The sequence below is a fragment of the Pseudonocardia sp. UM4_GMWB1 genome (assembly GCF_017312155.1).
Classification (GTDB): Bacteria; Actinomycetota; Actinomycetes; order Mycobacteriales; family Pseudonocardiaceae; genus Pseudonocardia; species Pseudonocardia alni.
Window position 1 is genome coordinate 4,109,635 of the sequence record NZ_QJPN01000001.1, and the last position, 25,544, is coordinate 4,135,178.

General features: G+C 75.5%; 26 protein-coding genes. 8 read left to right on the plus strand and 18 right to left on the minus strand.

Annotated elements, in window-relative coordinates; translation table 11 throughout:
• Window positions 1–39: 39 nt before the first annotated feature.
• Window positions 40–795: a cobalt-precorrin-6A reductase gene (locus tag DMP15_RS19065; protein WP_073577033.1), complete on the minus strand. Its 756-nt coding sequence runs from the start codon at window positions 793–795 to the stop codon at window positions 40–42.
• A gap of 18 nt (window positions 796–813) precedes the next feature.
• Here DMP15_RS19065 and DMP15_RS19070 point away from each other — a divergent pair, with 18 nt between their 5' ends.
• Window positions 814–1,476 carry a haloacid dehalogenase type II gene (locus DMP15_RS19070; protein ID WP_161151844.1) on the plus strand — a complete coding sequence of 221 codons (663 nt, stop codon included), beginning with the start codon at window positions 814–816 and terminating at the stop codon, window positions 1,474–1,476.
• 43 nt (window positions 1,477–1,519) lie between these two features.
• Here DMP15_RS19070 and DMP15_RS19075 read toward each other — a convergent pair whose 3' ends face one another.
• The 7 genes from DMP15_RS19075 to DMP15_RS19105 form a co-directional block, all read right to left on the minus strand.
• Window positions 1,520–2,692, minus strand: coding sequence for an ROK family protein (locus DMP15_RS19075; protein ID WP_062404671.1), 1,173 nt, complete (start codon window positions 2,690–2,692; stop codon window positions 1,520–1,522).
• Between the two features lies 1 nt (window position 2,693).
• Window positions 2,694–4,196 carry a sugar ABC transporter permease gene (locus tag DMP15_RS19080; protein ID WP_379674580.1) on the minus strand — a complete coding sequence of 501 codons (1,503 nt, stop codon included), beginning with the start codon at window positions 4,194–4,196 and terminating at the stop codon, window positions 2,694–2,696.
• Window positions 4,196–4,969, minus strand: coding sequence for an ATP-binding cassette domain-containing protein (locus DMP15_RS19085; protein ID WP_100880336.1), 774 nt, complete (start codon window positions 4,967–4,969; stop codon window positions 4,196–4,198). Before DMP15_RS19085 ends, DMP15_RS19080 begins: the two co-directional genes overlap by 1 nt.
• 75 nt (window positions 4,970–5,044) lie before the next feature.
• Window positions 5,045–6,190 carry a sugar ABC transporter substrate-binding protein gene (locus DMP15_RS19090; protein ID WP_100880335.1) on the minus strand — a complete coding sequence of 382 codons (1,146 nt, stop codon included), beginning with the start codon at window positions 6,188–6,190 and terminating at the stop codon, window positions 5,045–5,047.
• Between the two features lie 251 nt (window positions 6,191–6,441).
• Window positions 6,442–7,158, minus strand: coding sequence for an ABC transporter ATP-binding protein (locus DMP15_RS19095; protein ID WP_253068892.1), 717 nt, complete (start codon window positions 7,156–7,158; stop codon window positions 6,442–6,444).
• Between the two features lie 8 nt (window positions 7,159–7,166).
• On the minus strand, window positions 7,167–7,934 hold the full coding sequence (locus DMP15_RS19100; RefSeq protein ID WP_174565898.1) for an ABC transporter permease: 768 nt from the start codon (window positions 7,932–7,934) through the stop codon (window positions 7,167–7,169).
• On the minus strand, window positions 7,931–8,956 hold the full coding sequence (locus DMP15_RS19105) for an ABC transporter substrate-binding protein (RefSeq protein ID WP_073577039.1): 1,026 nt from the start codon (window positions 8,954–8,956) through the stop codon (window positions 7,931–7,933). Before DMP15_RS19105 ends, DMP15_RS19100 begins: the two co-directional genes overlap by 4 nt.
• A 333-nt stretch (window positions 8,957–9,289) precedes the next feature.
• Here DMP15_RS19105 and DMP15_RS19110 point away from each other — a divergent pair, with 333 nt between their 5' ends.
• Window positions 9,290–10,012 (plus strand): hypothetical protein, encoded by a 723-nt coding sequence (locus DMP15_RS19110; RefSeq protein WP_073577040.1) that lies wholly within the window; start codon window positions 9,290–9,292, stop codon window positions 10,010–10,012.
• Between the two features lie 7 nt (window positions 10,013–10,019).
• On the opposite strand, the gene DMP15_RS19115 is transcribed toward DMP15_RS19110, so the two are convergent.
• On the minus strand, window positions 10,020–10,448 hold the full coding sequence (locus DMP15_RS19115; protein ID WP_073577041.1) for a hypothetical protein: 429 nt from the start codon (window positions 10,446–10,448) through the stop codon (window positions 10,020–10,022).
• Between the two features lie 117 nt (window positions 10,449–10,565).
• On the opposite strand from DMP15_RS19115, the gene DMP15_RS19120 reads away from it, so the two are divergent.
• On the plus strand, window positions 10,566–12,269 hold the full coding sequence (locus tag DMP15_RS19120; protein ID WP_073577042.1) for a choline dehydrogenase: 1,704 nt from the start codon (window positions 10,566–10,568) through the stop codon (window positions 12,267–12,269).
• 92 nt (window positions 12,270–12,361) lie between these two features.
• Here the strand turns inward: DMP15_RS19120 and DMP15_RS19125 are convergent, their stop codons facing one another.
• Entirely contained in the window at window positions 12,362–12,547 is a 186-nt protein-coding gene (locus tag DMP15_RS19125; protein ID WP_062402550.1) for a DUF7455 domain-containing protein, read from the minus strand.
• Window positions 12,548–12,891: 344 nt separating this feature from the next.
• Here DMP15_RS19125 and DMP15_RS19130 point away from each other — a divergent pair, with 344 nt between their 5' ends.
• Window positions 12,892–13,773, plus strand: a complete 882-nt coding sequence (locus tag DMP15_RS19130) for an EamA family transporter (protein ID WP_337826710.1) — start codon at window positions 12,892–12,894, stop codon at window positions 13,771–13,773.
• A 234-nt stretch (window positions 13,774–14,007) separates the two neighbouring features.
• Here DMP15_RS19130 and DMP15_RS19135 read toward each other — a convergent pair whose 3' ends face one another.
• Together DMP15_RS19135 and DMP15_RS19140 are read right to left on the minus strand one after the other, a co-directional pair.
• Window positions 14,008–15,735: a DEAD/DEAH box helicase gene (locus DMP15_RS19135; RefSeq protein ID WP_073577043.1), complete on the minus strand. Its 1,728-nt coding sequence runs from the start codon at window positions 15,733–15,735 to the stop codon at window positions 14,008–14,010.
• A 167-nt stretch (window positions 15,736–15,902) separates the two neighbouring features.
• Window positions 15,903–16,538, minus strand: coding sequence for a class I SAM-dependent methyltransferase (locus tag DMP15_RS19140; protein ID WP_157818546.1), 636 nt, complete (start codon window positions 16,536–16,538; stop codon window positions 15,903–15,905).
• 114 nt (window positions 16,539–16,652) lie between these two features.
• Between DMP15_RS19140 and DMP15_RS19145 the strand changes: the two genes are divergently transcribed.
• The 3 genes from DMP15_RS19145 to DMP15_RS19155 all read left to right on the plus strand — a co-directional run bounded on the left by DMP15_RS19145 (window position 16,653) and on the right by DMP15_RS19155 (window position 19,929).
• Window positions 16,653–18,386, plus strand: coding sequence for a hypothetical protein (locus tag DMP15_RS19145; protein WP_337826265.1), 1,734 nt, complete (start codon window positions 16,653–16,655; stop codon window positions 18,384–18,386).
• 76 nt (window positions 18,387–18,462) lie between these two features.
• Window positions 18,463–19,308: an alpha/beta fold hydrolase gene (locus DMP15_RS19150; protein WP_062404658.1), complete on the plus strand. Its 846-nt coding sequence runs from the start codon at window positions 18,463–18,465 to the stop codon at window positions 19,306–19,308.
• A gap of 60 nt (window positions 19,309–19,368) precedes the next feature.
• The gene (locus tag DMP15_RS19155; protein WP_337826266.1) at window positions 19,369–19,929 is read left to right on the plus strand and encodes a GNAT family N-acetyltransferase; all 561 of its coding nucleotides are present in this window, start codon (window positions 19,369–19,371) and stop codon (window positions 19,927–19,929) included.
• Between the two features lie 6 nt (window positions 19,930–19,935).
• On the opposite strand, the gene DMP15_RS19160 is transcribed toward DMP15_RS19155, so the two are convergent.
• The 3 genes from DMP15_RS19160 to DMP15_RS19170 are packed head-to-tail and all read right to left on the minus strand — an operon-like array spanning window position 19,936 to window position 21,507.
• Window positions 19,936–20,190, minus strand: coding sequence for a DUF3039 domain-containing protein (locus DMP15_RS19160; protein ID WP_073577143.1), 255 nt, complete (start codon window positions 20,188–20,190; stop codon window positions 19,936–19,938).
• A 26-nt stretch (window positions 20,191–20,216) separates the two neighbouring features.
• The gene (locus tag DMP15_RS19165; RefSeq protein WP_337826267.1) at window positions 20,217–20,615 is read right to left on the minus strand and encodes a DUF3099 domain-containing protein; all 399 of its coding nucleotides are present in this window, start codon (window positions 20,613–20,615) and stop codon (window positions 20,217–20,219) included.
• Window positions 20,608–21,507 carry an alpha/beta fold hydrolase gene (locus tag DMP15_RS19170; RefSeq protein WP_337826268.1) on the minus strand — a complete coding sequence of 300 codons (900 nt, stop codon included), beginning with the start codon at window positions 21,505–21,507 and terminating at the stop codon, window positions 20,608–20,610. Before DMP15_RS19170 ends, DMP15_RS19165 begins: the two co-directional genes overlap by 8 nt.
• Window positions 21,508–21,547: 40 nt before the next feature.
• Between DMP15_RS19170 and DMP15_RS19175 the strand changes: the two genes are divergently transcribed.
• Entirely contained in the window at window positions 21,548–23,287 is a 1,740-nt protein-coding gene (locus tag DMP15_RS19175; RefSeq protein WP_337826269.1) for a GNAT family N-acetyltransferase, read from the plus strand.
• 24 nt (window positions 23,288–23,311) lie between these two features.
• Here DMP15_RS19175 and DMP15_RS19180 read toward each other — a convergent pair whose 3' ends face one another.
• The 3 genes from DMP15_RS19180 to DMP15_RS19190 are packed head-to-tail and all read right to left on the minus strand — an operon-like array spanning window position 23,312 to window position 25,524.
• Window positions 23,312–24,502: an AMP nucleosidase gene (locus tag DMP15_RS19180; protein ID WP_337826270.1), complete on the minus strand. Its 1,191-nt coding sequence runs from the start codon at window positions 24,500–24,502 to the stop codon at window positions 23,312–23,314.
• Window positions 24,499–24,906, minus strand: a complete 408-nt coding sequence (locus DMP15_RS19185) for an ArsR/SmtB family transcription factor (protein ID WP_062402532.1) — start codon at window positions 24,904–24,906, stop codon at window positions 24,499–24,501. The genes DMP15_RS19180 and DMP15_RS19185 overlap by 4 nt, the downstream gene beginning before the upstream one ends.
• A 27-nt stretch (window positions 24,907–24,933) precedes the next feature.
• On the minus strand, window positions 24,934–25,524 hold the full coding sequence (locus tag DMP15_RS19190) for an HhH-GPD-type base excision DNA repair protein (RefSeq protein WP_073577049.1): 591 nt from the start codon (window positions 25,522–25,524) through the stop codon (window positions 24,934–24,936).
• Window positions 25,525–25,544: the final 20 nt, after the last annotated feature.

The following is a 25,544-nucleotide window of genomic DNA, read 5'->3' on the forward strand; positions in this document are numbered from 1 at the left end:
GCACCGTCGTCCGCCAACGGGCGACCGGTCCCCTGGTGATCAGTCCCCGAGCAGCCGGGCCAGCGCCGCGTCCACCGTGGGCTCCACCGCGACCCCGCCGGGCAGCGGCGGCCGGTCGACGACGAGGACCGGCACCCCGCGCTCCCGGGCCGCGGTGAGCTTCGGCGCGGTCGCCGCACCGCCGGAGTCCTTGGTGACCAGCACGTGCGGGACCACGGCCTCGAACAGGGCGCGCTCGCCGTCGAGGGCGAACGGGCCCCGGTCGAGCAGCAGCTCGTGCCGGGCGGGCAGCGGGCCGTCGGGCGGGTCGACCGCACGGATCCAGAACGCCGCGTCGACAGCCGCGAAGTGCGCCAGTCCCCCGCGGCCGGTCGTCAGCAGGACCCGCCCGGCCGAGCCGGGGAGCAGGCCGGGCAGCGCGGCCGCGGCGGCGGCGACCGAGGTGACCCGGTGCCACCGGTCCCCCGGCCCGGGCGTCCAGCCCGGCCGGCGCAGCACGACCAGCGGTACCCCGGTCCCCGCGCAGGCGGCGGCCGCGTTCGCGGTCATCGTCGAGGCGAACGGATGGGTGGCGTCGAGCACCGCCGCGACCCGCTCGGCGCGCAGGTGCGCGGCCAGCCCCTCGGCACCGCCGAACCCACCGATGCGGACCTCGCCGTCGGGCAGGGCCGGGCTGCGCACCGCCCCGGCCAGGGACGACACGACCCGGACATCGTCCCGGCCTGCCAGCGCGGCGGCCGCGGCCCGGCCCTCGGTCGTACCACCGAGGACCAGCACCGTGCGGGGAGCGCTCACACCTGTGAGGGTAGGGGGATGGCGATCACGACCGTGGTGTTCGACGTCAACGAGACCCTGTCGGACCTGACCCCGATGGGGGCCCGGTTCGCCGCGCTGGGCGCCCCGGAGGGGCTCGGGCCGCTGTGGTTCGCCGCGACCCTGCGCGAGGGCATGGCGCAGGCCGCCGGTGGGGAGCTGACGCCCTTCGCCGAGCTGGCGAGGGCGACCGCGGCCGGGCTGCTGCGCCGGCACGGGGTCGCCGAACCCGACGCGGGCGCGCGGCACGTCGTCGACGGGTTCCTGGAGCTGCCGGTGCACGACGACGTCCACGGCGGGGTCGCGGCACTGCGGTCCGCGGGGCTGCGGCTGGTGACACTGTCGAACGGCGCCGCGTCGGTGGCCGAGCGGCTGCTCGGCGACCACGGCCTGCGCGAGCAGTTCGACGCGGTGCTGTCGGTGGAGGACGCCGGGATCTGGAAGCCGGCTCCCGCCTCCTACGCGTATGCGCTGCGGACCTGCGGGGTCGACGCGGCCGAGTCGGTGATGGTCGCGGTGCACCCGTGGGACCTCCACGGCGCCGCCCGGGCCGGCATGGCGACGGCCTGGCTGGAGCGCCACGGCGACACCTGGCCCGGGTACCTCAGCCCACCGACCTTCACCGTCGGCGCGCTGCCCGAGCTGGCCGGCCACCTGGCCTGAGCCCGCGGGACGCCGGGAGCGGTGCCGTCCGGCCCGCTCTCCGTCAGACCGCCGCCAGCACCGGCTCGAACGCGATCTCGGCCGCGCCGACCAGCGCGCCGTCGCGGCCGAGCGGAGAGACCGCGAGTCGGGTCCCGCCCGCGGCCCGGCTCACCAGGCTGCGCCGGCGCAGCTCGGACCCGATCCGCTCGACCACCGAGGGCGGCAGCGCGCCGAACAGGTCGCCCAGCACGACGAGCTCGGGGGCCAGCATGTTCACCACGGTGACCAGCCCGGCGGTCATCCACCCGGCGTAGCCCTCCAGCAGCCGGTCGGCCCGGCCCGGCACGACGGCCAGGTCGCGCAGCTCCGCGACGAGCACCCCGCGCGGGGTGTCCTCGGGCAGGCCGAGCGCGCGGCACAGCGCGGGCTCGCCCACCTCGGTCTCCCAGCAGCCGTGCGAGCCGCAGAAGCACTCCCGCCCGTCCGGGCGGACCATGAGGTGACCGAGCTCGCCGACGTAGCCGCCGGTGCCGCGCAGCGGCTGCCCGCCGGACACCACGCCGCCGCCGACGCCGACGTCGGCCGAGAGGTAGACCATGTCGGCGACGTCCCGGCCGATCCCGCGCAGGTGCTCGGCGAGTGCGCCGGCCTCCGCGTCGTTGGCGACCTGCACCGGCCGGGCGAGGACGGCGGCGAGCCGGGCACCCAGCTCGACGTCGCGCCAGCCGAGGTTGGGCGCCTCGTGCACGAAGCCGTCGGAGCGCCGCACGACGCCGGGCACCGAGACCCCGACCGCCTGCTCGGCGACGCCCAGCTCGTCGCGCAGCAGGGCGGCGGACTCGGCGAGGTGGGTGATCACCTCGCCGGGCAGCCGGGTGGTGCGGTGCAGGTTCCAGCTGTGCCGGCCCAGGATCTGGCCGCCGATGCCGACCATCGCCAGCGCGACCTGCTCGACCCGGATGTCGACGGCGAGCACCACCGCCGCCTGCGGGTCGGGCAGCACCAGCAGCGACGGCCGCCCGGCCCCGGAGCGCTGGGCCGGGACGGCCTCGGTGACGACGCCCGCCTCGGCGAGCCCGTCCACCACCGCCTTGATCGTGCTGCGGTTGAGGCCGAGCTCGCCGGCCAGCGTCGCGCGGGTGCAGGGACCCTCGACGTGCAGCCGGCGCAACAGGACGGCCCGGTTGTGCCGGCGCGCGTCGTCGGGCCGGGTCCCCGATCCGGGCTGAGTCATGTCACCGGCCGCTGGCCGCCGCCCGGCGCCGTGACGCCACGTCGACACCGGCCGCGAGCAGCAGCACCAGGCCGGTCACCACGAACACGACGGCGGCGGGCTGCTTGAGCAGGCCCAGACCGTTCTGCACCGTGGCGAGCACCGTGCCGCCGATGACGGCGTTGCTGATGCGGCCGCGGCCGCCGAACAGCGACGTGCCCCCGATGACCGCGGCGCCGACCGCGAACAACAGGGTGTTGCCGCCACCGGCCGCCGGGTTCACCGACCCGATCTTCGACGAGTAGACGATCGCGCCGATCGCGGCGAAGGCTGTGGAGATGACGAACACCGACGCCCGGATGCGGGCGACGTCGATGCCGGCCCGGCGCGCGGCCTCCCGGCTGCCGCCGACGGCGTAGACGTGCCGGCCGAACCGGGTCCGGTCGAGCACCCAGGTGCCCGCGACGAGCAGCACCAGCACGACCGGGACGACGTAGGGGATCCCGGCGATCGCGATGACGCCGGGCGAGCGGTCCTGCACGAGTGCGAACGTCACCAGCCCGCCGAGCACCACCACCGCTCCGATCTTGAGTGCGACCAGCCCCGTCGGCGGCGCGACCAGTCCGCCGCGGCGCCGGGTCCGCAGGCGCACCACCTGGACGGCCGCGTAGCCGCCGGCGACGACCACGAACAGCACCCAGGACGCCGTGACCGAGAGATTGCCGTTCGCCACGGCGTTGATCAAGGGGTCGCGCAGCGCGATGGTGCCGCCGTCGCCGATGAGCTGCAGGATCACGCCCTGCCACGTGATGAACAACGCCAGCGTCACGACGAACGACGGCATCCCGATCCGGGCCACGAGGAACCCGGTGAGGCAGCCGATCACCACCCCGACGCCGACGGCGAGCCCCATCACGGTGAACGCGTTCGCCGGGACCCCGATCACGAGCACGACCGCGGTGAGCAGGCTGATCACCGACCCGGCCCACACCCGGACCAGCGCGGCGAGCACGGCACCGGCCAGCATCACCGCCACGAGGAGCACGAACACGGTGGTGCCGGTGGCGCCGAGCACGTTGCCGTCGCTCATCAGGTGCAGTGCCATCAATGCCGCCGCCAGCCCGGACGCCGTACCGGCGGCCAGGTCGATCTCCCCGGTGAGCAGCACGAACACCAGACCCATCGCGATGATGGTCGGGCCGGCGCCCTGCTGGAGCAGGTTCGCCAGGTTGAGCAGGCTCGGGAAGGTGCCGCCCGAGTCCAGCACGCTGAACAGCACGAACAGCGCGGCCAGGCCGAGCAGCGCCGGCAGCGAGCCCAGGTCACCGCCACGCAGGCCGCGCAGGTACGTCGTGATCGCCTCGCGGGTGGTGCGGGCGGTGGTGTCGATGCCGAAGTCGGCGGCCCGGTTACCGGGGTTCGCCCGGCGGGCCGCGCTCTGCTCCTGCTCGGGCGCGGGCGTCCGTTCGGTCACGGTGTCTCCTCCCGGGCCGGCGGGGCCGGACGGATCGGGGTGGGGGGCCATCAGGTCACCGCCTGCTCGGGCCGCGGCAGCCCGAGCTCGCCGGAGCGGCCCGCGGTGATGAGCTGGACGACGTCGGAGTGGGTGACCTCGCGGGTCGGGACCTGCGCGACCATCCGGCCGAGGTAGAGGCAGGCGATCCGGTCGGACACCTCGAACACGTCGGCCATGTTGTGGCTGATGAGCACGACGCCGAGGCCCTGCTCGGCCAGGCGTCGCACGAGGTCGAGCACCTGGCGGGTCTGGGCGACGCCGAGCGCCGCGGTCGGCTCGTCGAGCAGCACGACGCGCGAGTCCCAGAGCACCGCCTTGGCGATGGCGACGGTCTGGCGCTGCCCGCCGGACAGCGACGCGACCGGGGTCCGGACCGAGGTGACGGTGCGGACCGAGAGCGACGCGAGGGTGTCGCGCGCGGCCTGCTCCATCGAGCCCTCGTCGAGCATCCAGGAGCGGCCGCGCTCGCGGCCGAGGAACATGTTCTGGACGATGTCGAGGTTGTCGGCCAGCGCGAGGTCCTGGTAGACGACCTCGATGCCGAGCCGGGAGGCGTCCGACGGCCCGGCGACGGTCACCGGCGCCCCTTCGAACAGGACCTCGCCGGAGTCGATCGGGTGGATACCCGCGACGCACTTGACCAGGGTGGACTTGCCCGCGCCGTTGTCGCCGACGAGCGCGGTGACCTCGCCGGCGCGCACGGTCAGGTCGACGTCGTGCAGGACCTGCACGGCGCCGAAGCTCTTCGACACACCGCGCAGGGAGAGGATGGGGTCGGCCACTTTCGGGCACCTTCCACGTGGGCGTCGGCCGGGCCGCGGCGGGGTCTCCGCCGCGGCCCGGTCCGGCTGCGGGTCCTACTTGATGCCGAGCTGGCCGCAGGCGGCCTGGGTCTCGGCGTTGCAGATCTCCGAGGCCTTGACGTAGCCGGCGTCGGTGACCTTCTTGACCGAGTCCTTGGTGATGAGCTGCGGCTCGAGCAGCACCGACTTGACGTCGCGGTCGCCCTTCGGGTCCTCGACCGTCTGGGTGGCGACGCCGTCGGCGGCCGCGGTGTCGCCCTTGGCCAGGGCACCGGCGAGCTTCGCGGCGGCCTCGGCCTCCTGCTCGATCGGCTTGAACACCGTCATGTACTGGTCCCCGCGCAGGATCGCGGCGAGCCCGTCGGCGGTGGCGTCCTGGCCGGTGACCACGACCTTGCCGTTCAGGCCGTACTTGGCCAGCACCGTGACGATGGCGCCGGCGAGGCCGTCGTTGGCGGCGACGACGCCGTCGACCTTGCCGCCGTTACCGGTGAGGATCTGCTCGAAGGTGGTGCCGCCGACCTGGTTGTCCCACTTGTCGATCTTCTGGCTCTGCACCAGCTTCAGCGCCCCGGACTCGTACTTGGGCTTCAGCACGGTCTGCTGGCCGTTGTAGAACAGGGTCGCGTTGTTGTCGGTCGGCGCGCCCTCGATCTCGATGACCTGGGCGCCCGGCTTGTCGCCGATGCCCTGGACCAGGCCCTCGCCCTGCAGGGCGCCGACCTTCTCGTTGTCGAAGGAGACGTAGTAGTCGCTGACGCCGCCGAGGTTGAGCCGGTCGTAGTCGATGACCGGGATGCCCTGGGCCTTGGCCTTCTGGGCGACGGCGGTCCCGCCGTCGCTGCTGATCGATGCGATGATCATGACCTTGACGCCGCTGGAGATCATCCCGTCGGCCAGGGTGGAGAACTTCTGCTCGTCGCCCTGGGCGTTCTGGATGTCGGGGTCCATGCCCTCGGCGCGCAGCGCCTTGTCCAGCATGGGCTTGTCGAAGCCCTCCCAGCGGGCCGAGGAGTCGGTCTCGGGGAGGATCACCCCGACCTTCACCCCGCCCCCGGAGTCGCCGGAGCCGCCCGCGGACTCCCCGCCGCCGCCCGCGCTGTTCTGTCCGCAGCCCGCGACGGCCAGCAGCAGGCCGAGGCCCGCCGCCGCGACCGCCCGACGCAGCCGGGGACCGCGCCCCGTGTTCCGTGCCCCCATCGGGGTCTCCCTCCACCACGTTGTGGACCGCTCGCATGATCACGAACGGGTGAATGTTGCGAGCGCCAACGTATTGGGCGGAACCGGTTCCACGACAGCCTTCTGAATCGAGAGAGTTCCTCTTTTGTCATCACGATCCGGTCACGAACATCGACTTTGTTGTCCTGCGGCACGATCCGGACGGCCGCAACGGCACCGGAACGCCGTGGCGGGCGGCGACCACCGGTCCCCGCCCCCGGGGTCGATCCCCCTCAGCCGCGCAGGGTCTCCAGCAGGTCCGCCTCGACCGCGGCCAGGGCCGGGTCGGTACGGCTGCGCGGCCGCCCGGCGTCGACGACGACCTCCCGCACCACGGTCGCCGGGCGCGGCGAGAAGACCAGCACCCGGTCCGACAGCAGGGCCGCCTCCCGCACGTCGTGGGTGATCAGGACCGTCGTCCAGCCGTAGCGGGCGCGCACCGACTCCAGCCAGTCCTGCATCGCGGTCCGGGTGAGCGCGTCCAGCGCACCGAACGGCTCGTCGAGCAGCAGCACCTCGCGCCCCCCGACGACGGTGCGCAGCAGCGCCGCGCGCTGGCGCATGCCGCCCGACAGCGCACCCGGGCGGACGTCCTCGAAGCCGGCCAGCCCGAACGGCTCGAACAGCGCGCGGGCACGCTCGCGGGCCTCGCGACGCCCCACGCCGGCGACCTCCAGCCCGAGGGTGGTGTTGTCGAGCACGGTGCGCCACGGGAACAGCAGGTCCTGCTGGGGCATCAGGCCGAACGGGGCGCCGCGCACCGGGCCGCCGTCGACCTCGATCCCGCCGGTCACCGTCGCCCCGTCGAGGATGCCCGCCAGGGCCCCGAACAGCGTCGACTTGCCGCACCCCGACGGCCCGACGAGCGTCACGAACTCCCCCGGCGCGACGTCCAGGTTCACCCCGGACAGCACCGGCAGGTCGCCGTAGGAGACCGACAGGTCACTCACCACGACCTTCACCGCGCACCGTGTCCGTCGTGGTCGGCCACGTACCAGGGCGTGACCAGGCGCTGCAGCAGGAAGGTCAGCGCGAACAGCGTCACCGACAGCACCGCGGTCACCCCGACGGCCGCGAGCACCAGGTCGGTGCGGAACTGGTTCTTCTGCAGCTGCATGAAGATCCCCAGGCCGGCCCGGGCGCCGACGTACTCGGCGAAGATCGCCCCGGTGACGGCGTAGGTGATCGCGATCCGCAGCGCCGTGAAGAACGACGGCAGCGCCCCGGGCAGCCGCACGTAGCGGAACCGCTGCCAGCGCGAGGCCCCCATCGACCGCAGCAGCGCGGTCGCGGACCGGTCGGTCGCGGCGAAGCCCTCGATCAGCCCGACCGCCACCGGGAAGAACGTCACCAGCGCGATGACCAGCACCTTCGGCAGCAGGCCGAACCCGAACCAGATGATGAGCAGCGGGGCGATCGCGACCACCGGCAGCGTCTGCGAGGCCACCAGCAGCGGGGTCAGCGCCCGGCGCAGCCACGGCGAGAAGTCCACCGCGACCGCGGCCGCCCAGGCCAGCACCATCGAGACGGTGAACCCGATCAGCGTCACCTGGACCGTCGGCAGCGTGTTCGCCCACAGCTCGGCCCGGAACGCCCAGCCCTGCTCGACCACCCGCAGCGGCGAGGGCAGCACCTGGGGGCGGGCGCCGGCGACGGTGACCGCGACCTGCCAGGCGACCAGCAGGACGGTGACCAGCGCCGCGGCCGGCCACAGCCGGCGGATCACGGTGCCAGGTAGTCGTTGGTGAACCAGGTCGAGAAGTCCGGCTTCTGCCGCACCGGGGCGCCGTCCGGCCCCGCGACGGTGCCCGTGTCGTAGAGGAACCCGGAGAACCCGGCCCACTGCTGCGGGGTCTGGAACCCGACGCGGCCCTGCGTGTCGCGCAGGAAACGCTCGCTGAGCATCTGCGCGCCCCGGTCGACCAGCGCGTCGGAGGTGAACGCGCCGGGGTTGGCCTCCTTCAGCATCCGGGCCGCGGTCGCCGGGTCCTGCGCGGCCAGCACGTAGCCCTTCTGGACGGCCTGCACGAACGCGCGGGCCCGGTCGGGGTGGTCGCGCAGCCAGGTCGAGTTGCCCAGCAGCAGCACGTTGTAGGAGTCCGGGAAGCCGTAGTCGGTGTAACGGAAGGTGCGGATCGGCTCGCCCCGCAGCTGCGCCTCGATGCCCTCGACGTTGACGAACGGCTCGGTGAAGTCGGCCTGGCCGGAGTAGAGCGCCTCGTAGGCCGCGGTGGACAGGACCTCGGTGCGGAAGTCGCCGCGCCCGCCGTCGGCCCGGATCACGGCCTGCATCTTCTGGTTCTCACCGGGCCCGCCGAATCCGGCGTAGATCTTGCCGTCGAGGTCGCGCGGGCGCCGGATGTCGGTGCGGTCGGAGCGCACCGCGATCTCGGTCGCCCAGTGCTGCAGGATCGCCATCACCGAGGTGATGTCGGCGCCCGCGGCCTTCGAGAACGTGAAGGAGTCCTGGAAGCCGACGCCGAAGTCCGCGGCGCCGGAACCGACCAGGGTGTCCGGCGAGGTCTGGTTGTAGGGCAGGAACTCGACGTCGAGGCCGGCGTCGCGGAAGTAGCCCGCCTGCTGGGCGGCGAACAGCCCGATGTGGTTGGTGTTCGGCGTCCAGTCCAGCGCGACGCGGATCGGCCCGCCCCCGGCGGAGCCGCCGGAGCCGTCCTCCGCGGCGCAGCCGGACAGGGCCAGCGCGAGCGCCAGCGCGACGGCGAGTGGACGGAGAGCACGTGACAGCACGGGGCGGCCTCCCTACGCCGGTGTGACCCGGATCAGGTTCGAACGGTCGGCGGCCGGTCCTGCCGCCCTCTCAGCCTCGGTGCGCGGGCTCCCGCGGTACGACCGTGAACCCTACGCGGTCCGCCGGGTCCTGCCGGGACGACGTCCGCCGCACCGGACCGGCCGGACACCCGCAGTCACCGTGGCCGTCCGATCCGGTCACCTGCGGTGATCGTCGGGACTGCCGGGCGAGCCGCCGTCCGCGGCGCGGACCACGATCGTTATCCTCGCCACCACACCCGCGACGCTGTGTCACGAACCCCCGCTCGCGGGAGCTGACGCGGAAGGGACGAGATGGCGGCCTCGCTCTGGACCTCCGGCACGACCGGGCGGCCGACGCCCGACCCGGCCCCCGCCCTGGTGCGGGTCGCGTTGCAGGCCGGCGCCACCTCCGTGGCGCACGCCGACATCGCCGCGATGCTGTCCGGGATCTGTGTCGCGCTGGTGCCCGCCGCCCGGGTCGGGGGTGCGGCGCTGCTGCTGCGCGAGCCCGCCGACCCCCGCGACCCCGAGGCCCGGCGGGTGTTCGGCTCCGACACCGCCGCGCTGCGCCTGGGTGAGCTGCAGCGCCGGGCCGACGCCGGGCCGGGCCCCGCCGCCGAGCGCGGCGACCGCACGCTGACCACCCCGGACCTGACCCGGTCCGGACCGCCCGAGCTGGCCGCCGCCGCGGCCGACTGCGGCCTGGTCCGCTCACTGTCGGTGCCGGTCCCGGTCGCCGGGCGCACCGCGGGCGTCCTGCAGCTGTTCGCCCGCGGCGGGCCCGACGACCCGCTCGGCGAGCGTCTGGTCGTCGCGCTGGCGCCGGTGGTGACCGCGCTGGCGGCCCGGCTCACCGACGTCCGCGAGCTGGCCCGGCTGCAGCTGCGCGCCGCGCCGCCGTCGGTGCCGGAACAGCCCGACGCGCTCGACCGCACCGCGCTGATCCCGGCGGCCCGCCGCTCCCCCGTGGTGCCGGTGGCGCCGCGAGTGCCCGCCCAGCGGCAGGCGCGGCACCGCAGGCACGACCAGGGCTGACCCGGGGTCAGGCTTCCGGCCGGTCCTGGCGGTCCGCACACCGTTCGAGGAGCTGCTGGTGCTCCTGCAGGTAGGCCGATACGCGCTGGCGGCTGACCCCGAACAGCCTGCCGATCCCGGCGATCGTCTCGCCCTCGCCGTGCAGCGCGACGGCCTCCTCGCGGCGGAACCGGCCACCGACGGCGCCCAGGCCGTCGAGGGTGCGGGTGAGGGTCTCCACGATCAGCGGCCGTGCCTCGCGCGGGACGATCGCCCGCCAGCTCAACCCCTGAGAGCGCAGCTCCTGCAGCTCGGCCACCCGTTCACGGGCCGAGGACAGCTCGGCGACCGACGCCTCCAGCTGGGCGGCGAGGGCGGCCAAAGCGGCGTCGGCGTCGTCCGCGGCGGCATCGCGGAGGTCCGCTCCGTCCTCGGCGTCACGCTCGGTCGTCGTCACACCATCGAGCCTACGGGGGTGGCGGCGACGGCCGGTGGGCGCGGCGTACCGTGATCCACGCAAGGGGGGTTGCTCCCTCGAACAGGGCAATCCCGACAGTGGGTGTGGAGGGCGCGCATGGGCCGGTACGACGTCGTCATCGTCGGCGGGGGATCCGCGGGGGCGGTGCTGGCCGCCCGGCTCACCGAGGAGCCCACGCGCCGGGTGCTGATGCTCGAGGCGGGCCGGCCCGACCACCGCTGGGACCCGATCATCCGGATGCCCGCCGCGCTGTCGAAGGCGTGGGGCAACCCCCGCTACGACTGGTGCTACGTCACCGAACCCGAGGCCGGTCTGGCCGGGCGCCGGATCGCCGTCCCGCGCGGGAAGGTGCTGGGCGGCAGCAGCAGCATCAACGGGATGGTCTACCAGCGGGCCCACCCGGGCGACTACGACCGCTGGTCCCGCCTGCCCGGCTGCGAGCAGTGGAGCTCGGCCCACCTGCTGCCCTACTTCCGCCGCCTGGAGCGGCGGATGTCCGAGCGCGGCACCCCGCTGACCGACGGCGGTCACGGGCCGCAGGTCCTCGAGCGCGCCCCGGCCGCGGGCCCGCTGAACGCGGCGTTCCTGGCCGCGGCGCAGCAGGCCGGGCACGCGCTGCTCGACTCCACGAACGGCCCGGTCCAGGAGGGCTTCTCCCGCACCGAGCGCACGATCTCGCGCGGGCGCCGCTTCTCGGCGACCGACGCCTGGCTGCACCCGGTCGCCGACTCGCGGCCCAACCTGACCGTCCGCACCGGCGCCCTGGTCCGCGCGCTGCGCACCGACGCCCGCGGTACCCGGGTCATCGGCGTCCGCTACCGCGCCGCCGACGGCACCCTCCGCGACGTCGACGCCGGCGAGACCCTGCTCGCCGCCGGCTCCATCGCCACCCCGCAACTGCTCCAGGTGTCCGGCTTCGGCGACCCGGAGCACCTTGCCGGGATCGGCGTCGAGACCCGGGTGGCGCTGCCCGGGGTCGGCGCGAACCTGCAGGACCACCTCGCGGTGCACCTGCAGCACGCCTGCTCCCAGCCCATCTCGCTGGCCCCGCACCGGGCCCCGCACCGGCTGCCCGCCGCGGCGGCCCGCTGGCTCGTCTCGGGCACCGGGATCGGGGCCAGCAACCACTTCGAGATCGGCGGGTTCGCCTCCACCTCGATGGCCGGGGGCATCCCCGACGTCATGATGCTGTTCGCGCCGGTCGCGATGCGCTTCGCGCCGGACGTCCCGCCGGTCGGGCACGGCTACGAGATGCACGTCTCGGTGATGGCGGGCGACGTCCGCGGGACGGTGCGGGCGGTGTCCCGCGACACCGCCGTCCCACCGCGCCTGGTGCAGAACTACCTGGTCACCGACGGCGACCGGCGTCGCTGGGTGGAGGCCGTCGGCCTGGCCCGGGAGATCCTCACCCAGCCGGCGTTCGCGGGCCTCGACGCCGGGGAGACCTTCCCCGGCGAGGGTGTCCGCTCCGACGCCGAGATCCTCGCCTGGGTGTCCCGGCGCGCCCAGAACGGGCTGCACCCGACCAGCACCGCGCGGATGGGTACCGACGCCGACGCCGTCGTGGACCCGTCGACGCTGCGTGTGCACGGCACCGAGGGTCTGCGGGTCGTCGACGCGTCGATCTTCCCGGACGTGCCCAACGCCAACACCTACGGCCCGGTGGTGGTGGTGGCCGAGCGGGCCGCCGACATCGTCACCGGCGCCACCCCGCTGCCCGCCGACCCGGCGCCGTCGCGGCCGGCCGGGGCACGCGGGGCCCCGGGCACCGGCCCGGAGCCGCTCGCACCGGTGTCCTGAGCACCCCCGGACATACCGAACGGGGCGGGGATCCGATCGGATCCCCGCCCCGTTCGAGGGTCTGTGTGGGGGCGCGGGTGGCGCCCCGGGTGTCACTCCCCGGTCTGCACCTGCACCCCGGACTCACGCAGCTTGGCGGCGTGGGCGTTGCCGTGGTGGTTGCAGAACAGGAGTTCCCCACCGGAGGGCAGGATCGCGCGCACCTTGGCAGCCGCACCGCAGCGGTCACAACGGTCGGCAAGGGTCAGTTCGGGCCGGGTCAGCGTTTCGGGCTGCATAGCGGTCTCCCTCCGTCGCGGCGGCGGGCTTCGGGCGCTCGCCGCCGTATCACTGTGACGACCGCACGAGCGGTTCGCCCACACCTGTACAGACGCTCGAGGCCCCTGCACGTGTTCCCGGGATGCGTCGCGACGTCCGTCACGTGTGGCGTGCGCCGCACGGTTCGGTGGCGCCGCGATGTACCCGCGGTGACCGGTTGCGTATGAAGTTGACTGCGTGTGAATCATGCGGGCAACTCGCCCGACGTGCAAGCGCGCCACGGTAAATACGGTGTGTCGCGGTCTACGGTGGCCGGGTGAGTCCCCGCCCGTCGCCCGATCGTGTTCCCGCTCCGTTGCTGTTCATGGCCGGTGGGACCTCGATGTACGTGGGGGCCGCGCTGGCCGTCGGGCTGTTCGACCGGCTCGCGCCGTCGGCGGTCGCCGAGCTGCGCCTCATCGGTGCCGCGCTGGTCCTGCTGGCGTGGCGCCGCCCCGGCCGCGACTCGTGGCGCGGCGTCCGGCTCGTCCGCGCGGGGACGTTCGGGCTGGCCACGGCGCTGATGAACGTCGCCTACTACGAGGCGATCGCGCGGCTGCCGCTCGGCACCGCGGTGGCGGTCGAGTTCACCGGCCCGGTCGTGGTCGCGGCGCTCGCCTCGCGCCGGTTCCGCGACGTCGGCGCGGTCGGCCTCGCCGCGGCGGGCGTGCTCCTCATCGCCGACGTGCGCTGGTCCGGCAGTCCCGCCGGGGTGCTGTGGGCGCTGGGCGCGGCGGCGATGTGGGCGGCCTACATCGTGCTGGGCAAGCGGGTCGCGCGGGCCGGTTCCGGCATCGACGACCTGGCGACCGGGTTCACCGTGGCCGCCGTCGTCCTGGTCCCGCTGCTGTTCACCGGGGGTACGGGTGCCGCGACCGGGTTCGGGCTCGCGAACCTCGCGCCGCTCGCCGATCCGGTGGTGCTCGGCCTGTCCGTCGGGCTGGGTGTGCTCAGCTCGGTGATCCCCTACGTGCTGGACCAGGTCGTGCTGCGCCGGGTCGGGCAGGCCCGATTCGCGGTCCTGCTGGCGCTGCTGCCCGCCACCGCGACGCTGGTCGGGCTCGTCGTGCTCGGTCAGCTGCCGGGGCCGCTGGAGGCCGTGGGGATCGCGCTGGTCGTCGCCGCGGTGGCCCTGCGGTCCCGCGACGGCGACGAACCCGTCCCCGTTCCCGCCACGTACGTCCGGGATCGGTCCGCCCCGTCCTGACCGCTCCGGCGGCGCGACGTCCGCACGGTGATCCGGAGCTCGCGCGCTGATCCGCGGTCCGCGCGTGTCCGGACGCGCGCCCCGAGCGGATCAGCGCGCGCGGAGTGGATCACCGCGTGCCGGCCGTGGTGGCTCTCCGGTCCCCCGACGGTGCCGGGCCGGCCCCCACCGCGCCCGCACGGGCGGCGTCGTCCTCCGGCCCGCCGGCGACACGGCGGCCCGCCAGGGCGGCTCTCAGCGCCAGGACCGCAGGGTCGCGATGCGTTCCTCGAGCTGCTCGATGGTCGCCATCGCCACCGGCGGGCCGCCGCAGTGCGCCCGCAGCTCGTTATGGATCTTCCCGTGCGGCTTGCGGGTCTTGTGGTTGTGCAGCGCGACCAGGGTGTTGAGCTCCTTGCGCAGCGTCTGCAGCCGCTCCCGCACGCTCTGCCCGCGCTCGGCGGCCGGCGGCGGGGTGGGCTCGGTCGCCGGGGTGGCGCGGGCCTGGGCGCCCGTGCGCGGCGAGCCCTTCGCGATCCAGTCGGCCTGCCGCTGGGACAGCAGGGTGCGCACCTGGTCGGGCTCCAGCAGCCCGGGCAGCCCGAGGTAGTCCTCCTCGTCGGCGGAGTAGGTGGCGCCCTCGTAGATCAGCTGGTCCAGCTCGGCGTCGGCGCCGAGGGAGGTGAACGCCTTCTCCTGCTCGCCGGGCTCGTCCTTGACCGTGTTGGCCTCGTTGAGCTCGGCGTCGTTCCAGACCTCCTCGGGCCGCTGCGGCTTGCCGAGGACGTGGTCGCGCTGGGCCTCCAGCTCGCTGGCCAGGCCGAGCAGCACCGGGACGCTGGGGACGAACACCGACGCGGTCTCGCCCTGCCGCCGCGACCGCACGAACCGGCCGATGGCCTGGGCGAAGTACAGCGGGGTCGAGGCGCTGGTGGCGTAGACGCCGACGGCGAGGCGCGGCACGTCGACACCCTCGGACACCATCCGGACCGCGACCATCCACCGCTCGGTGGAGCGGGAGAACTCCGCGATCCGGTCCGAGCCGCCCGCCTCGTCGGACAGGACGACCGCGGGCCGGACCCCGGTGATGCCGGTGAGCAGCGCGGCGTAGGCACGGGCGGCCGTCTGGTCGGTGGCGATGACGAGGCCTCCCGCGTCGGGCATGCCGCCGTCGCGGTGGCTCTGCAGGCGGCGGTCGGCCGCGGCGAGCACCGCGGGCATCCAGTCCCCGGACGGGTCCAGCGCGGTGCGCCAGGCCATCGCGGTCTGCTCGCGGGTCAGCGGCTCCCCCAGCCGGGCCGAGATCTCCTCGCCCGCGCTGGTGCGCCAGTTGGACGTACCGGAGTAGGCCAGGAAGACGACCGGCCGGACCACGTTGTCGGCGAGCGCCTCGGCGTAGCCGTACTGGTGGTCGGCCCGGCTGCGCGGGGCGCCCTCGGCGTCGGGGACGTACTCGACGAACGGGATCGGGTTGTCGTCGGAGCGGAACGGCGTCCCGGTCAGGGCGAGGCGGCGGGTGGCGGGCTCAAACGCCTCGTAGACGCCCTCGCCCCAGCTCTTGGCGTCGCCCGCGTGGTGGATCTCGTCGAGGATCACCAGCATCCGGCGGTTCTCGGTGCGGTTGCGGTGCAGCATCGGGTGCGCGGCGACGCCGGCGTAGGTGATCGCGATGCCCTGGTAGTCCCGCGAGGTACCGCCCGCGGAGTTGCGGAACTCCGGGTCGAGCGCGACGCCGGCGGCCGCGGCCGACTCGGCCCACTGGTACTTCAGGTGCTCGGTCGGGGTGACGACGGTGATCGCGTCGACGACCCGGTCGCGCAGCAGCTCCGAGGCGACGCGCAGGGCGAAGGTCGTCTTGCCCGCGCCCGGGGTCGCGACCGCGAGGAAGTCCCGCGGCGACGTCGCGAGGTAGCGGGCGAGTGCGCTGCGCTGCCACGCGCGCAGCGGGCGGGTCTCGGGCGACACGAGCTGGGTCTGCGACACACGTCTCCCCTGGTCCGTGGGTCGTTCCCGGGCGGGAACCGGCGATCCCCGGCAGGTCCGCGCGTCGACGCCGACCGGGCTGCGGGGCGCGGATCAGGGTAGCCGGGGGCCGCACCGTCGCCGCCCGGTGGGCGGGCCCGGGACCTCCCCGGCGGTGACGGGCCAGGTCAGCCCCGGGGCGGCCGCGGACGGCGGGCGGTGAGGACGAACGCGGGCGGGACGTTGGCGAGCACCGCGCGGCCGTGCACGACCTCCTCGAACGCCGCGGCGAGCCGCCGCCGGAGCCGGCGGGCGGGCGGCAGCGACCGGGTCACCGAGTAGCCGAACTGGGTCAGGGCGCCGTCGGGGTGCAGGCAGCCGGCGACGACGTCGGTCAGCCACGGCTCGTCGCGCGGGTAGGCCGCCCACGGCAGCCCGGAGACGACCACGTCGGCGCCGCCGAGCCCGCGGGCGGCGAGCAGCGCGGGCAGCTCGGCCGCGTCCGCGACGGCGACGTCGAGCCCGGGGTGGCGGGCCCGCAGCAGCGCGGCCAGGCGCGGGTTCAGCTCGACGGCCAGGTGGTGGCCGCGGCCGCCGAGGCGCTCGGCGATGACGTCGGTGAACGCCCCGGTGCCCGGCCCCAGCTCGACGACGACCGGGTCCCCGGTCGCGGGGACCGGTGCGGTGGCGGCGAGGGCCAGCGCCCGGGAGCTCGGCAGCGCCGACGCCGTGCGCAGCGGGTCGCGCAGGAACTCCCGCAGGAACGCACCGGTCCCGGCCGGGGACGCGTGCGGGGACGGGGTGGACGGGGCGACGGTGCTCATCGGGCTCCGGGGTCTCGTGCGGCGCGACCGGGTCACCGTGCCGGTCCGGTCCGAACGCCGCCCGACGGCGGGGTGAACGCGCCGCGACCGGTGGCGGTGGGGATGATGGAGGCGATGAGCGAGCGCGACCGCACCCCAGCCGACGCCGGCCCCCTCGCGCTGCCCGCTGCGGGACTGCGGCTGGCGGCCGCGGTGTCCGCCCGGCCGCTGCTGCTCCTGCGCCGCGGCGGCGACTGGGTCGCCGAGCTGGGCCGGGTCGGCCTGGGCCGCTCCGCCCTCGCCCCGGACGTGCCGGCCGGTCCGGTCGCGCCGGTGGCGCGGTGCGCGGCCCAGGTGCTGCTCGCGACGACCAGGGCGGTCTCCGGGCTGCTCGACGACGCCGTCGCGAGCCCGGACGTGCCGCTGCCCGCCGCGGACGCCGAGCGGCTGCGCGCGACCCTCGCCGGGCTGACCGCCCTCCTGCTGCCCGCCCCGGGCCCTCTCATGATCACCGGCTCGGACGGGATCGCTGCCACCGGCGGCACCGATCCCCTCCCAGGTGACGATCACGGCCGTCCCGCGACGACCGCCGGGCCCGACCCGGCTGCCGGTGACGTCGCCGACCGGGTCTTCACGCCCCCCGGAGCCGACACCCCGCCGGTCCCCTTCGACACCGGCGCCCGCGACGCCCGGGGCGGCCCCGTCCCCGGCCGCGACGTCGCCGCCACGCCCGGCGCGGTCGTCCTGCGCACCCCGATGTTCGAGCTGCTGCAGTACCTGCCGCGGACCGAGACGGTGCACGACACTCCGGTGCTGGTCGTCCCGCCGCTGGTGCACCGCTACTGGCTGGCCGACCTCGCGCCCGGGTACTCGCTGGTCGAGCACCTGCTCGGGAAGGGCCTGCAGGTGTTTGCGCTGTCCTGGCGCCCGGCGGGCCCCGCCGACGCCGACCGCGACCTCGACGCGCACGCCGCCGCCGTCCTCGACGCCGTCGACGCCTGCGGGCGCATCACCCGCGCCCCGCGGGTGTCGCTGCTCGGCGTGCGCACCGGCGGGCTGCTGACCGCGGCGGTGCAGGCCCACCAGGCGGCGATCGGGCTCGACGACCGGGTCGCCGCCGCCGCCTACCTGGCGACCGTCCTCGACCAGTCCGACGCGCTGCCCGGCTTCGCCCCCGACCCTGCGACCGTCGCCGAGACCGCGGGCCTGGCCGCCCGCGACGGCGTCCTCGACGGTGCGACGGCGGTGCGGGCCTGGGCGTGGCGGCGCGGCCCGGACCGGGTGCTGCCGTGGGCGGTGCCGCGCGGTGGCGGGACCGCCGACCTGGACGGACGCGCCGCGCGGGCGATGCGGGCGTGGGTGTCCGACCTGCTGCCGCTGCCCGCCGGGCTGCACACCGACCTCGCCGCCCTGGCCGCGGCGTCCGGCGACGGCGGGGGCCCGGGCCGACCCGACGTGCGGGTCCTCGGCACCCCCGTGCGGTTCGCCGAGCTGCGTCGCGACAGCTACCTCGTCGCCGCCGACGACGACCCGGTGCAGCCCTGGACGGGCGGGTACCGCACCGCGCAGCGCCTCGGCGGAGCCTGCCGGCTCGTCCTGGCCCCCGGCGACCAGGCGGGCGCGCTGATCGCGCCGCCGTCGGTGGCGACCGGGTTCCTCGCGGCACCCTGCTCCACCGGCGACGGTGCGGCGCAGCGGTGGCGGGCCGGGGCCGAGGCCGTCGAGGGCTCCTGGTGGGACGACCTGGCCGCCTGGCTGGTCGAACGCTCCGGCACGATGCGCGACGCGCCCCCGGAGCTGGGCGGACGTCGACTGCGCCCGCTGTTCCCGGCCCCGGGGACCTACCTGGGCGAGCCCGCCCCCGTCTGAGGGTGGGGTCCGGGATCGTCACACCCGGGGCCGTCCGCACCCCACCGCCCGGCCGCGGCACCTAGGCTCGGCGGTGATGACCACTTCCAGCTCCCGGCCCGTCGGCGGCGCGGGCCTCGAGGAGCACGACGTGCTCGTCGGCGGCCGTGCCCTGCGCGTCGTGCGTCGCCCCGCCTCCGGCCCGGGCCCCCGCCGCACCCCGCTGCTGTTGTGCAACGGCATCGGCGCCGCCACCGACGTGCTCGACCCGCTGGTCGCGGCGCTGCCCGCGGACCTCGACGTCATCCGGTTCGACCCGCCGGGCATCGGCGGGTCGGCGGTGCCGCGGATGCCGTACCACCTGACGTGGATGGCGCACCGGCTCGGGCAGGTGCTGACGAAGCTGGGCGTGCGGGAGGCCGACGTCCTGGGGTTCTCCTGGGGCGGGATGCTGGCCCAGCAGCTGGCGATCAGCCGTCGCCGCCGGGTGCGCAAGCTCGTGCTGGCCGCGACCGGCCCGGGGGCGCTGATGATCCCGGCGTCGCCGCGGGTGATGGCGGTCATGACCTCGCCGAAGCGCCACCAGGACCCGTCCTACGTCGACGCCGTCGCCGCCCGCATCTACGGCGGCTCGCTGCGCGACCACCCGGAACGGGCCGCGGAGGCGCTCGGCGCGGGGGCCCGGCGCGGCCCGATGCGCGGCTACTACTACCAGCTGATGGCGCTCTCGGGCTGGACCAGCCTGCCGCTGCTGCCGGCGATCACCGCGGACACCCTGATCATCGCCGGCGACGACGACCCGATCGTCCCGCGCGGCAACGCCACGATGCTGCACCGCGGGATCCGCCGCTCCCGGATCAGCCGCTACCCCGGCGGCCACCTGGAGCTGCTGCTCGACCCGGAGCCGTTCGCGGCGGAGATCGACGCCTTCCTGCGGTCCTGACCCCGCCACCGCGCTGCCCCCGGCCGAGCGGGACCGCGCGGATGGACGCACGATGGCCGGGTGGCGCCCCCCGCACGGACGACAGGTGAACGCACGACCCCCGCACGCCCGGCCCGGGACGCCGTTCTGCGCCCGTGGCGCGGCCCGGCGGACTCCGCCGCACTGGTCGCGCTCGACGACGGCGCCCCGGGCATCGGCGTCGCCTGCGGACCGGAGTGGCACGACGACGCCGCGGCCGACCCGGCGCGGCTGCACCTGCTCCTGGAACGTCAGGGCGAGCCCGGCCCGGTGGGCTACGTCGTGCTGGCCGCACCCCGCGGCCCGGAGCCGGGGGTCGAGCTGCACCGGCTCGTGGTCCACCCCGACCGGCGGGGTACCGGGGCCGGACGGGCCCTGCTCGGTGCCGCCCTCGCCGTCGCCGGGGTACCCGGAGCGACCGGCGACGCCCCCGACGGGCCGCCGTGGGCGGGCCCGGGGCGGTTGTGGCTCGAGGTGGCCGCGGACAACGTCGCGGCGCTGGCGCTCTACCGGTCGGCCGGGATGGTCACCGAGACCGTGCTGCGCACGGTGCCCGGCGACCCGTCCTCCACCCCGCTGCGGCTGCTGCTCGCGCGGGGCTGAGGGGTCTCACTCCCCGTCGCCGCCACCCGGGGGGAGCCCCTCGAAGATCTCCTTGCACCGCGGGCACACCGGCGATCCCGGCTTGGGCGACTTGGTCACCGGGAAGGTCTCGCCGCACAGCGCCACGACCATGTTCCCCAGGACCGCGCTCTCGGCGATCCGGTCCTTCTTGACGTAGTGGAACATGTCCGGCCGGTCGTCACCGGTCTTGTCGGTGGTCTCCGGCCGGGTGTCGACCTCGGGCAGCGTCGTCGTGGACATGGCGCCCATGATGCCCGAGACCGGCCTCAGGGCGGGGAGGCGGTGCCGCCTCCCGTGGTCCCGGTGGGCTGTTCGTCGTCGGTGGTGGGCCGGGGGCCGGCGGGATCGTCGCCACCCTGGTCGATCACCGGACGCGGACCGGCCTCGATCGCCCGGTGGTCCTGCCGGTGCCGGTTGGGCGTCTCCGCCTTGCGCGGCAGCCGGTCGTTCGCGATCAGCACGGCGATCCACGGCAACGGCACCGAGATCGCGAGCAGGGTCACCGCGACCCAGGGGATCTGGTAGAAGACGCCGGCGAGGACCATGCACGGGATCCGCATGCCCATCGTCCACTTGTAGCGCCGCTTGCGGATCTCCAGTTCCTCTTCGTAGGACATCTGCGCGTCCGTGATGAGAACGGGGTCCACGCGTCGCCGCTCAGCCACTGTCGAACCACCTCCCTTTCCATGGTGACACCCCTACGCGATCCCCGCGCGGGCGCCCGCCGGTCGCCTCGCGCACACCCGCGGGCCCGCCGTCGACGGTGGGGTCGAGCGTCTCCCAGCGGCGCAGCCGCGCGGCGAGCAGCCGCGACCACCAGACGACGTCGTCCGGGGTCGCCGCGATCGACAGCGCGGCCGCGGGCAGCCGCTCCCGCAGGGTCTGCGCGGTGGACTCCGGATGGCCCGGGTCCCCGGTCCAGGCCAGTACCTGCACCGGCACCGTGATCCGCTCCAGCTCCTCCGGTGCGGGGAGGTCGGTGGCGGCCGCGCCGCGCAGGATCGCCGGGAGCAGGTCGGCGCGCACGTCGGGCCCGGTCCGCGGGCGGCCCCGGGCGGCCGGGGGCAGGTCCGCGTCGTCGGCACCGGCGTCGAGCACCGCGACACCGTCGGCCTCCACGGCCGACGCGGACCGCTCGTAGTCGCGGGACCGGGCGCGGCGGGTTCCCCAGGCGGTCGGCGGCAGCATCAGGGTGAGGCTGGCGAACCGGGCCGGGTCGGCCAGCGCGGCGTGCAGCAGCGTCCCGGCGCCCATCGACGGCCCGACCCCGTGCACCCGCTCCCCCGGCACGACGTGGTCGAGCAGCCCCAGCAGGTCCCGGGCCAGCGCGGGCCACCGGTAGTCCGCGGGATCGGTGGTACCACCGGAGCGGCCGTGGCCGCGCGCGTCGTAGCGCAGCAGCCGGACGCCCTCGACCCGGGAGGCGATGTCGAGCCGCATCAGGGCCTCACGGCGACGGCTGGAGGTGAGGCCGTGCAGCGCCACCACCGCCGGACCGCCGGAGGTGTCGCGGACGTCGAAGTCCAGTGTCGCCCCGGCGATCCCGAACGTGGCCATGCGCTACGCCTCCCGATCTTCGTCGGCCTAGGTTATGGCCATGCGGCTGACGAGCGTGACGCACCTGCGCCTGCCCTACGGGACGCTGCTCGGCTACGACGTCGCCGTCGGCCGGACCGGGCACCCGGTCCCGGTCTCGTTCGACCAGCGCCGCCACGTCGGCCGCGGGGACCGGCCGGGCTCGTGGATGGCGATCACCTGCCGGCTGCCCGCGGTGGACCTCGACGCGCTGGCCGGGGCCTGGCTGGCGGTGCTGCGCCGGCACGGGACGCTGCGCACGGTGTTCTCCCCCGGCCCGGACGGCCCCCGGCTGCACGAGGTGGACCTGCGTCCCGGCCGCTGGGTCACCCACCCGGTCGCGCCCGGCCAGGCCGTCGACGACGCCGTCCGCCGGATGCTCGACGAGCGCTGCACCCCCTACGCGGCGCCGTCGCACCGGCTCTGCGTGATCCTCACCGCGGACCGGCCGACGCTCGTCGTGGCCGCCGACCACGCCCACGTGGACATGTGGTCGCTGCTGGTGGTCCTGCGCGACCTCGTGCAGGGCCTGGGCGGGACGCTGCCGCCCGGCACCGTGCGCCCCTTCGCCGAGCACACCGCCGCCCTGGCCGGCCGGGAGCCGGCGCCCGACGGGGTCCGGCAGCGCTGGGCCGAGATCCTGGCCGCGGGCGGCGACGTGATGCCCCGCTTCCCGCTGCCGCTGGGCGAGCTCACCCCCGCTCCCCCGGAGCGCGTCGAGGTGCGTGACGTGCTCGGCGTCGACGACTGCGCACTGTTCGAGCGCCGGGCCCGCGGGTCCGGGGTCTCGACGCTGGCACTGGTCACCTCGGTCATGACCCGCACCACCCGGGAGCTGGCGCACGCCCCGCTGCGCGCGGTGTTCCCCGTGCACAGCCGCTACGACGACCGCTGGCACGGCTCGGTCGGCTGGTTCATCACGAACGCGGTGATCGACGCGCGCGACCCGGATCCGCGGGCCTGCGCCGACGCCGTCCGCGAGGCCGTGCGGCTCGGCTCCTGGCCGCTCGACGACGTGCTGGCCCCGTGGGGCGGGATGCCCGAGGCGCCCGGCATGTTCGCGATCTCCTGGCTGGACCTGCGACGGCTGCCGGTGCGCATCGACCACGCCGGGCTGGACGCCCAGTACGTCAGCTCGGCGGGCGACGCCGACGGCGTGATGGTGTGGTTCATCCTCGACGAGGCGGGCCTGCACCTGCGCTGCCGTTACCCCGACACCGACGAGGCACGGGAGAACGTCGGCGCCTGGCTGGACCGGGTCGTCGACGGCGTCCGGTCCAGCGCCCACCCGGCGGGGGCGGACGTCGTGCTGGCCGGGGACCGGCTCGTCGTCGACCGGGCCACCCGGGCCGACGTCGCGGCGGTCGTCGCGCTGCTGTCGGGTTCCGGGGACGCCGACGCCGACGACCCGGACCTGGCGCCCTACGAGGAGGCCTTCGACGCCCTGGACCGCGACCCCGGCCGGTTCCTCGCGGTCGCCCGCGCCGGCGACGGCCGGGTGGTCGCGACCGTGCAGCTCACGATCCTGCCCGGGCCCGCCCTGCGCGGCGCGACCCGGCTGCAGGTCGAGGGGCTGCGGGTCGCCGTCGGGTGGCGACGGCGCGGGGTCGGGTCGGCGCTGGTGGAGTGGGCGCACGAGCACGGGCGGGCCCGCGGCGCCGTCCTGGCGCGGGCCGGGGACACCGCCGGGGACGGGCCGCACCGGTTCCTGGCGCGGCTGGGCTACGAGCCCGACCGGGCCGGGTACACGCGGCCGCTCTGACCCCCGCCGTGCCCGGGCCGCCGGTCAGGCGCCGTCGGGCCCGTTGCCGAGCAGCGGCTCGTCGGCGGAGCGGACCTCGGAGCCGGGCAGGCCGTCGGGGTGCTCGTCGCGGACCCGGTCCAGCGCGTCCAGTGCGATCCCGAGGTGCTTGCGCTTGCTCGCCTCGTAGAACGCCCGCGCGCCGCCGGCCAGCTTGGGCTCGGCGTGCAGCGGCTTGTCCGACACGCACAGCAGGGTCGCGTTCGGGATCCGGTAGCGGAACCCGTTGGCGGCGATCGTCGCGGACTCCATGTCCACCGCCACGGCGCGGGCCAGCCGCATCCGGTGCAGCGTCGCGGCCTGGTTGAACTCCCAGTTGCGGTTGTCGGTGGTGTGCACGACCCCCGGCCGCCAGGTCGCCTCGGCCGCGCCGAGCGCATCCATCAGGTAGCCGTTGAGCCGGATGCTCGGGATGACCGGCACGTCGGCCGGGAGCACCTCGTCGAGCACGTGGTCGGCCCGCTGGTAGGCGGTGGCCAGCACGAAGTCGCCCAGCTCCTGGCGGTTCCGCAGGCCTCCGCAGTGCCCGATCATGATCATGGTGTCCGGGCGGAGCACGGCGAGGTGGTCGGTGACGGTCTTGGCGTTGGCCGGGCCCACGCCGATGTTCACCAGGGTCACGCCGTCGCCGTCGGCGCCCGCGTGGTGGTAGGCGGGCATCTGGACGCCGGCGCGGTCGGGCCGCTCGGCGTCGGGGAAGCGCTCCAGGAACGACTCGACGTGCATCGCGTAGTTGGTGAACAGCACGTGCCGCTGGAAGGACTCGGCGGGGGTGCCGGTGTAGTGCGAGAGGCGGTCCAGCGAGAGCGCCATGCGCTCCGGACCGAACAGGAACAGCTTCTTGACCCGCAGGTCGAAGCGGTCCTCGTCGAGCGCGGCGAAGAACTCCGGGTCGGTGAACGCCCGGGCCGGGCGGGCCGCGCGAGCGGTGACGGTGGCCCCGGCGGCGAGCAGACCGCGCAGCTCCCGGTGCAGGTAGCGGCGGATCGCGCACGGGCGGGCGAACTCCCCGGAGATGCGCGGGTTGTGCGTCGACCAGGGGCGCACGACCTCGAGCTCGGGGTACCAGCAGTCATCGTAGACCGACTGGAGGGCGCCGAGCAGCCGGGCGATCTCGTGGTCGAGCTTCTCCGCCGGGACCGGCGGGCGGACCTGCTCGATCATCGCGGGCGTCACGACGCATCCCCGTCGTCGGCGCCGTGCGCATGCAGCGCGCCCGGGGCGACGGCGACCGCCGACACGATCTCCAGCACGCGGCGGGCGAGCCCGTCGGTCAGCCGGTAGCGGACCAGCCGCCCCTCGCGGTGGGCGGTGACCATGCCGTGCGCGCGCAGCAGGCGGAGCGCGTGCGAGACGGCCGAGTCGCTCATCCCGACGGCGACGGCGAGGTCGGAGACGCAGAGGTCCCCGGCATGCTGCAGCGCGAGCAGCAGCGACAGGCGGTTGACCTCGCCCAGGACGTCCAGGACGGTCGCGACCTCGGCCACCTTGGTGGCGTCGGCGAGCACCGCGACGGCGTCGCAGACCTGGTCCGGGTCGATCACGCGTGCGCCGGCGAGCGCCTCCGGAACCTTGTGCACGCCCGTGATGCTAGCCCTGCCGGCGGATCACTTCGCCGCAGCGGCCTTCTTCTCGCGCGCCGCGGCCTTGATCGCTTTCTTCGTGTCGCGCACCTCGAGCAGGGTCCGGGAGTCGACGACGTCGGCCGCGGAGAGCCGGGTGCCGTCGGCGCCGTAGTCCCCGGCGGCCTCCCGCCAGCCGTCCGGGGTGACCCCGTACTGCTTGCCGAGGATCGCGACGAAGATCTTCGCCTTCTGCTCGCCGTAGCCGGGCAGCGCCCTGAGCCTGCGCAGCACCTCGCGCCCGTCGGGGTCGTCGCGGGTCCAGATCGCGGCCGGGTCCCCGTCCCAGTCCTCGACGATCGCGCGGCACATCTCCTGCACCCGCCTGGCCATCGAGCCGCCGTAGCGGTGGATGGCGGGCGGGGTGGTGGCCAGCGTCGCGAACCCCTCGGGGTCGTGGTCGGCGATGACGCGCACGTCGAGCCCGCCGAGGCGCTCGTGCAGCTTCAGCGGGCCGCGGAACGCGACCTCCATCTGGATCTGCTGGTCGAGCAGCATGCCGATCAGCAGCGCGAGGGGCTCGCGTTCCAGCAGCGCGTCGGCCTCCGGTTCCTGGGCGATGCAGATCCCGCTCATGCCGCACAGGATGGCACGCG

Bases quoted from the DNA above. Each gene is read 5' to 3' on its own strand.
- DMP15_RS19125 (WP_062402550.1), bottom strand. From the start codon at position 12,547: ATGCAGCCCGAAACGCTGACCCGGCCCGAACTGACCCTTGCCGACCGT.
- DMP15_RS19150 (WP_062404658.1), top strand. From the start codon at position 18,463: ATGACCACTTCCAGCTCCCGGCCCGTCGGCGGCGCGGGCCTCGAGGAG.
- DMP15_RS19075 (WP_062404671.1), bottom strand. From the start codon at position 2,692: ATGACTCAGCCCGGATCGGGGACCCGGCCCGACGACGCGCGCCGGCAC.
- DMP15_RS19170 (WP_337826268.1), bottom strand. From the start codon at position 21,507: ATGGCCACGTTCGGGATCGCCGGGGCGACACTGGACTTCGACGTCCGC.
- DMP15_RS19190 (WP_073577049.1), bottom strand. From the start codon at position 25,524: ATGAGCGGGATCTGCATCGCCCAGGAACCGGAGGCCGACGCGCTGCTG.
- DMP15_RS19175 (WP_337826269.1), top strand. From the start codon at position 21,548: ATGCGGCTGACGAGCGTGACGCACCTGCGCCTGCCCTACGGGACGCTG.
- DMP15_RS19145 (WP_337826265.1), top strand. From the start codon at position 16,653: ATGAGCGAGCGCGACCGCACCCCAGCCGACGCCGGCCCCCTCGCGCTG.
- DMP15_RS19070 (WP_161151844.1), top strand. From the start codon at position 814: ATGGCGATCACGACCGTGGTGTTCGACGTCAACGAGACCCTGTCGGAC.
- DMP15_RS19140 (WP_157818546.1), bottom strand. From the start codon at position 16,538: ATGAGCACCGTCGCCCCGTCCACCCCGTCCCCGCACGCGTCCCCGGCC.
- DMP15_RS19130 (WP_337826710.1), top strand. From the start codon at position 12,892: ATGGCCGGTGGGACCTCGATGTACGTGGGGGCCGCGCTGGCCGTCGGG.
- DMP15_RS19090 (WP_100880335.1), bottom strand. From the start codon at position 6,190: ATGGGGGCACGGAACACGGGGCGCGGTCCCCGGCTGCGTCGGGCGGTC.
- DMP15_RS19110 (WP_073577040.1), top strand. From the start codon at position 9,290: ATGGCGGCCTCGCTCTGGACCTCCGGCACGACCGGGCGGCCGACGCCC.
- DMP15_RS19160 (WP_073577143.1), bottom strand. From the start codon at position 20,190: ATGTCCACGACGACGCTGCCCGAGGTCGACACCCGGCCGGAGACCACC.
- DMP15_RS19080 (WP_379674580.1), bottom strand. From the start codon at position 4,196: ATGGCCCCCCACCCCGATCCGTCCGGCCCCGCCGGCCCGGGAGGAGAC.
- DMP15_RS19120 (WP_073577042.1), top strand. From the start codon at position 10,566: ATGGGCCGGTACGACGTCGTCATCGTCGGCGGGGGATCCGCGGGGGCG.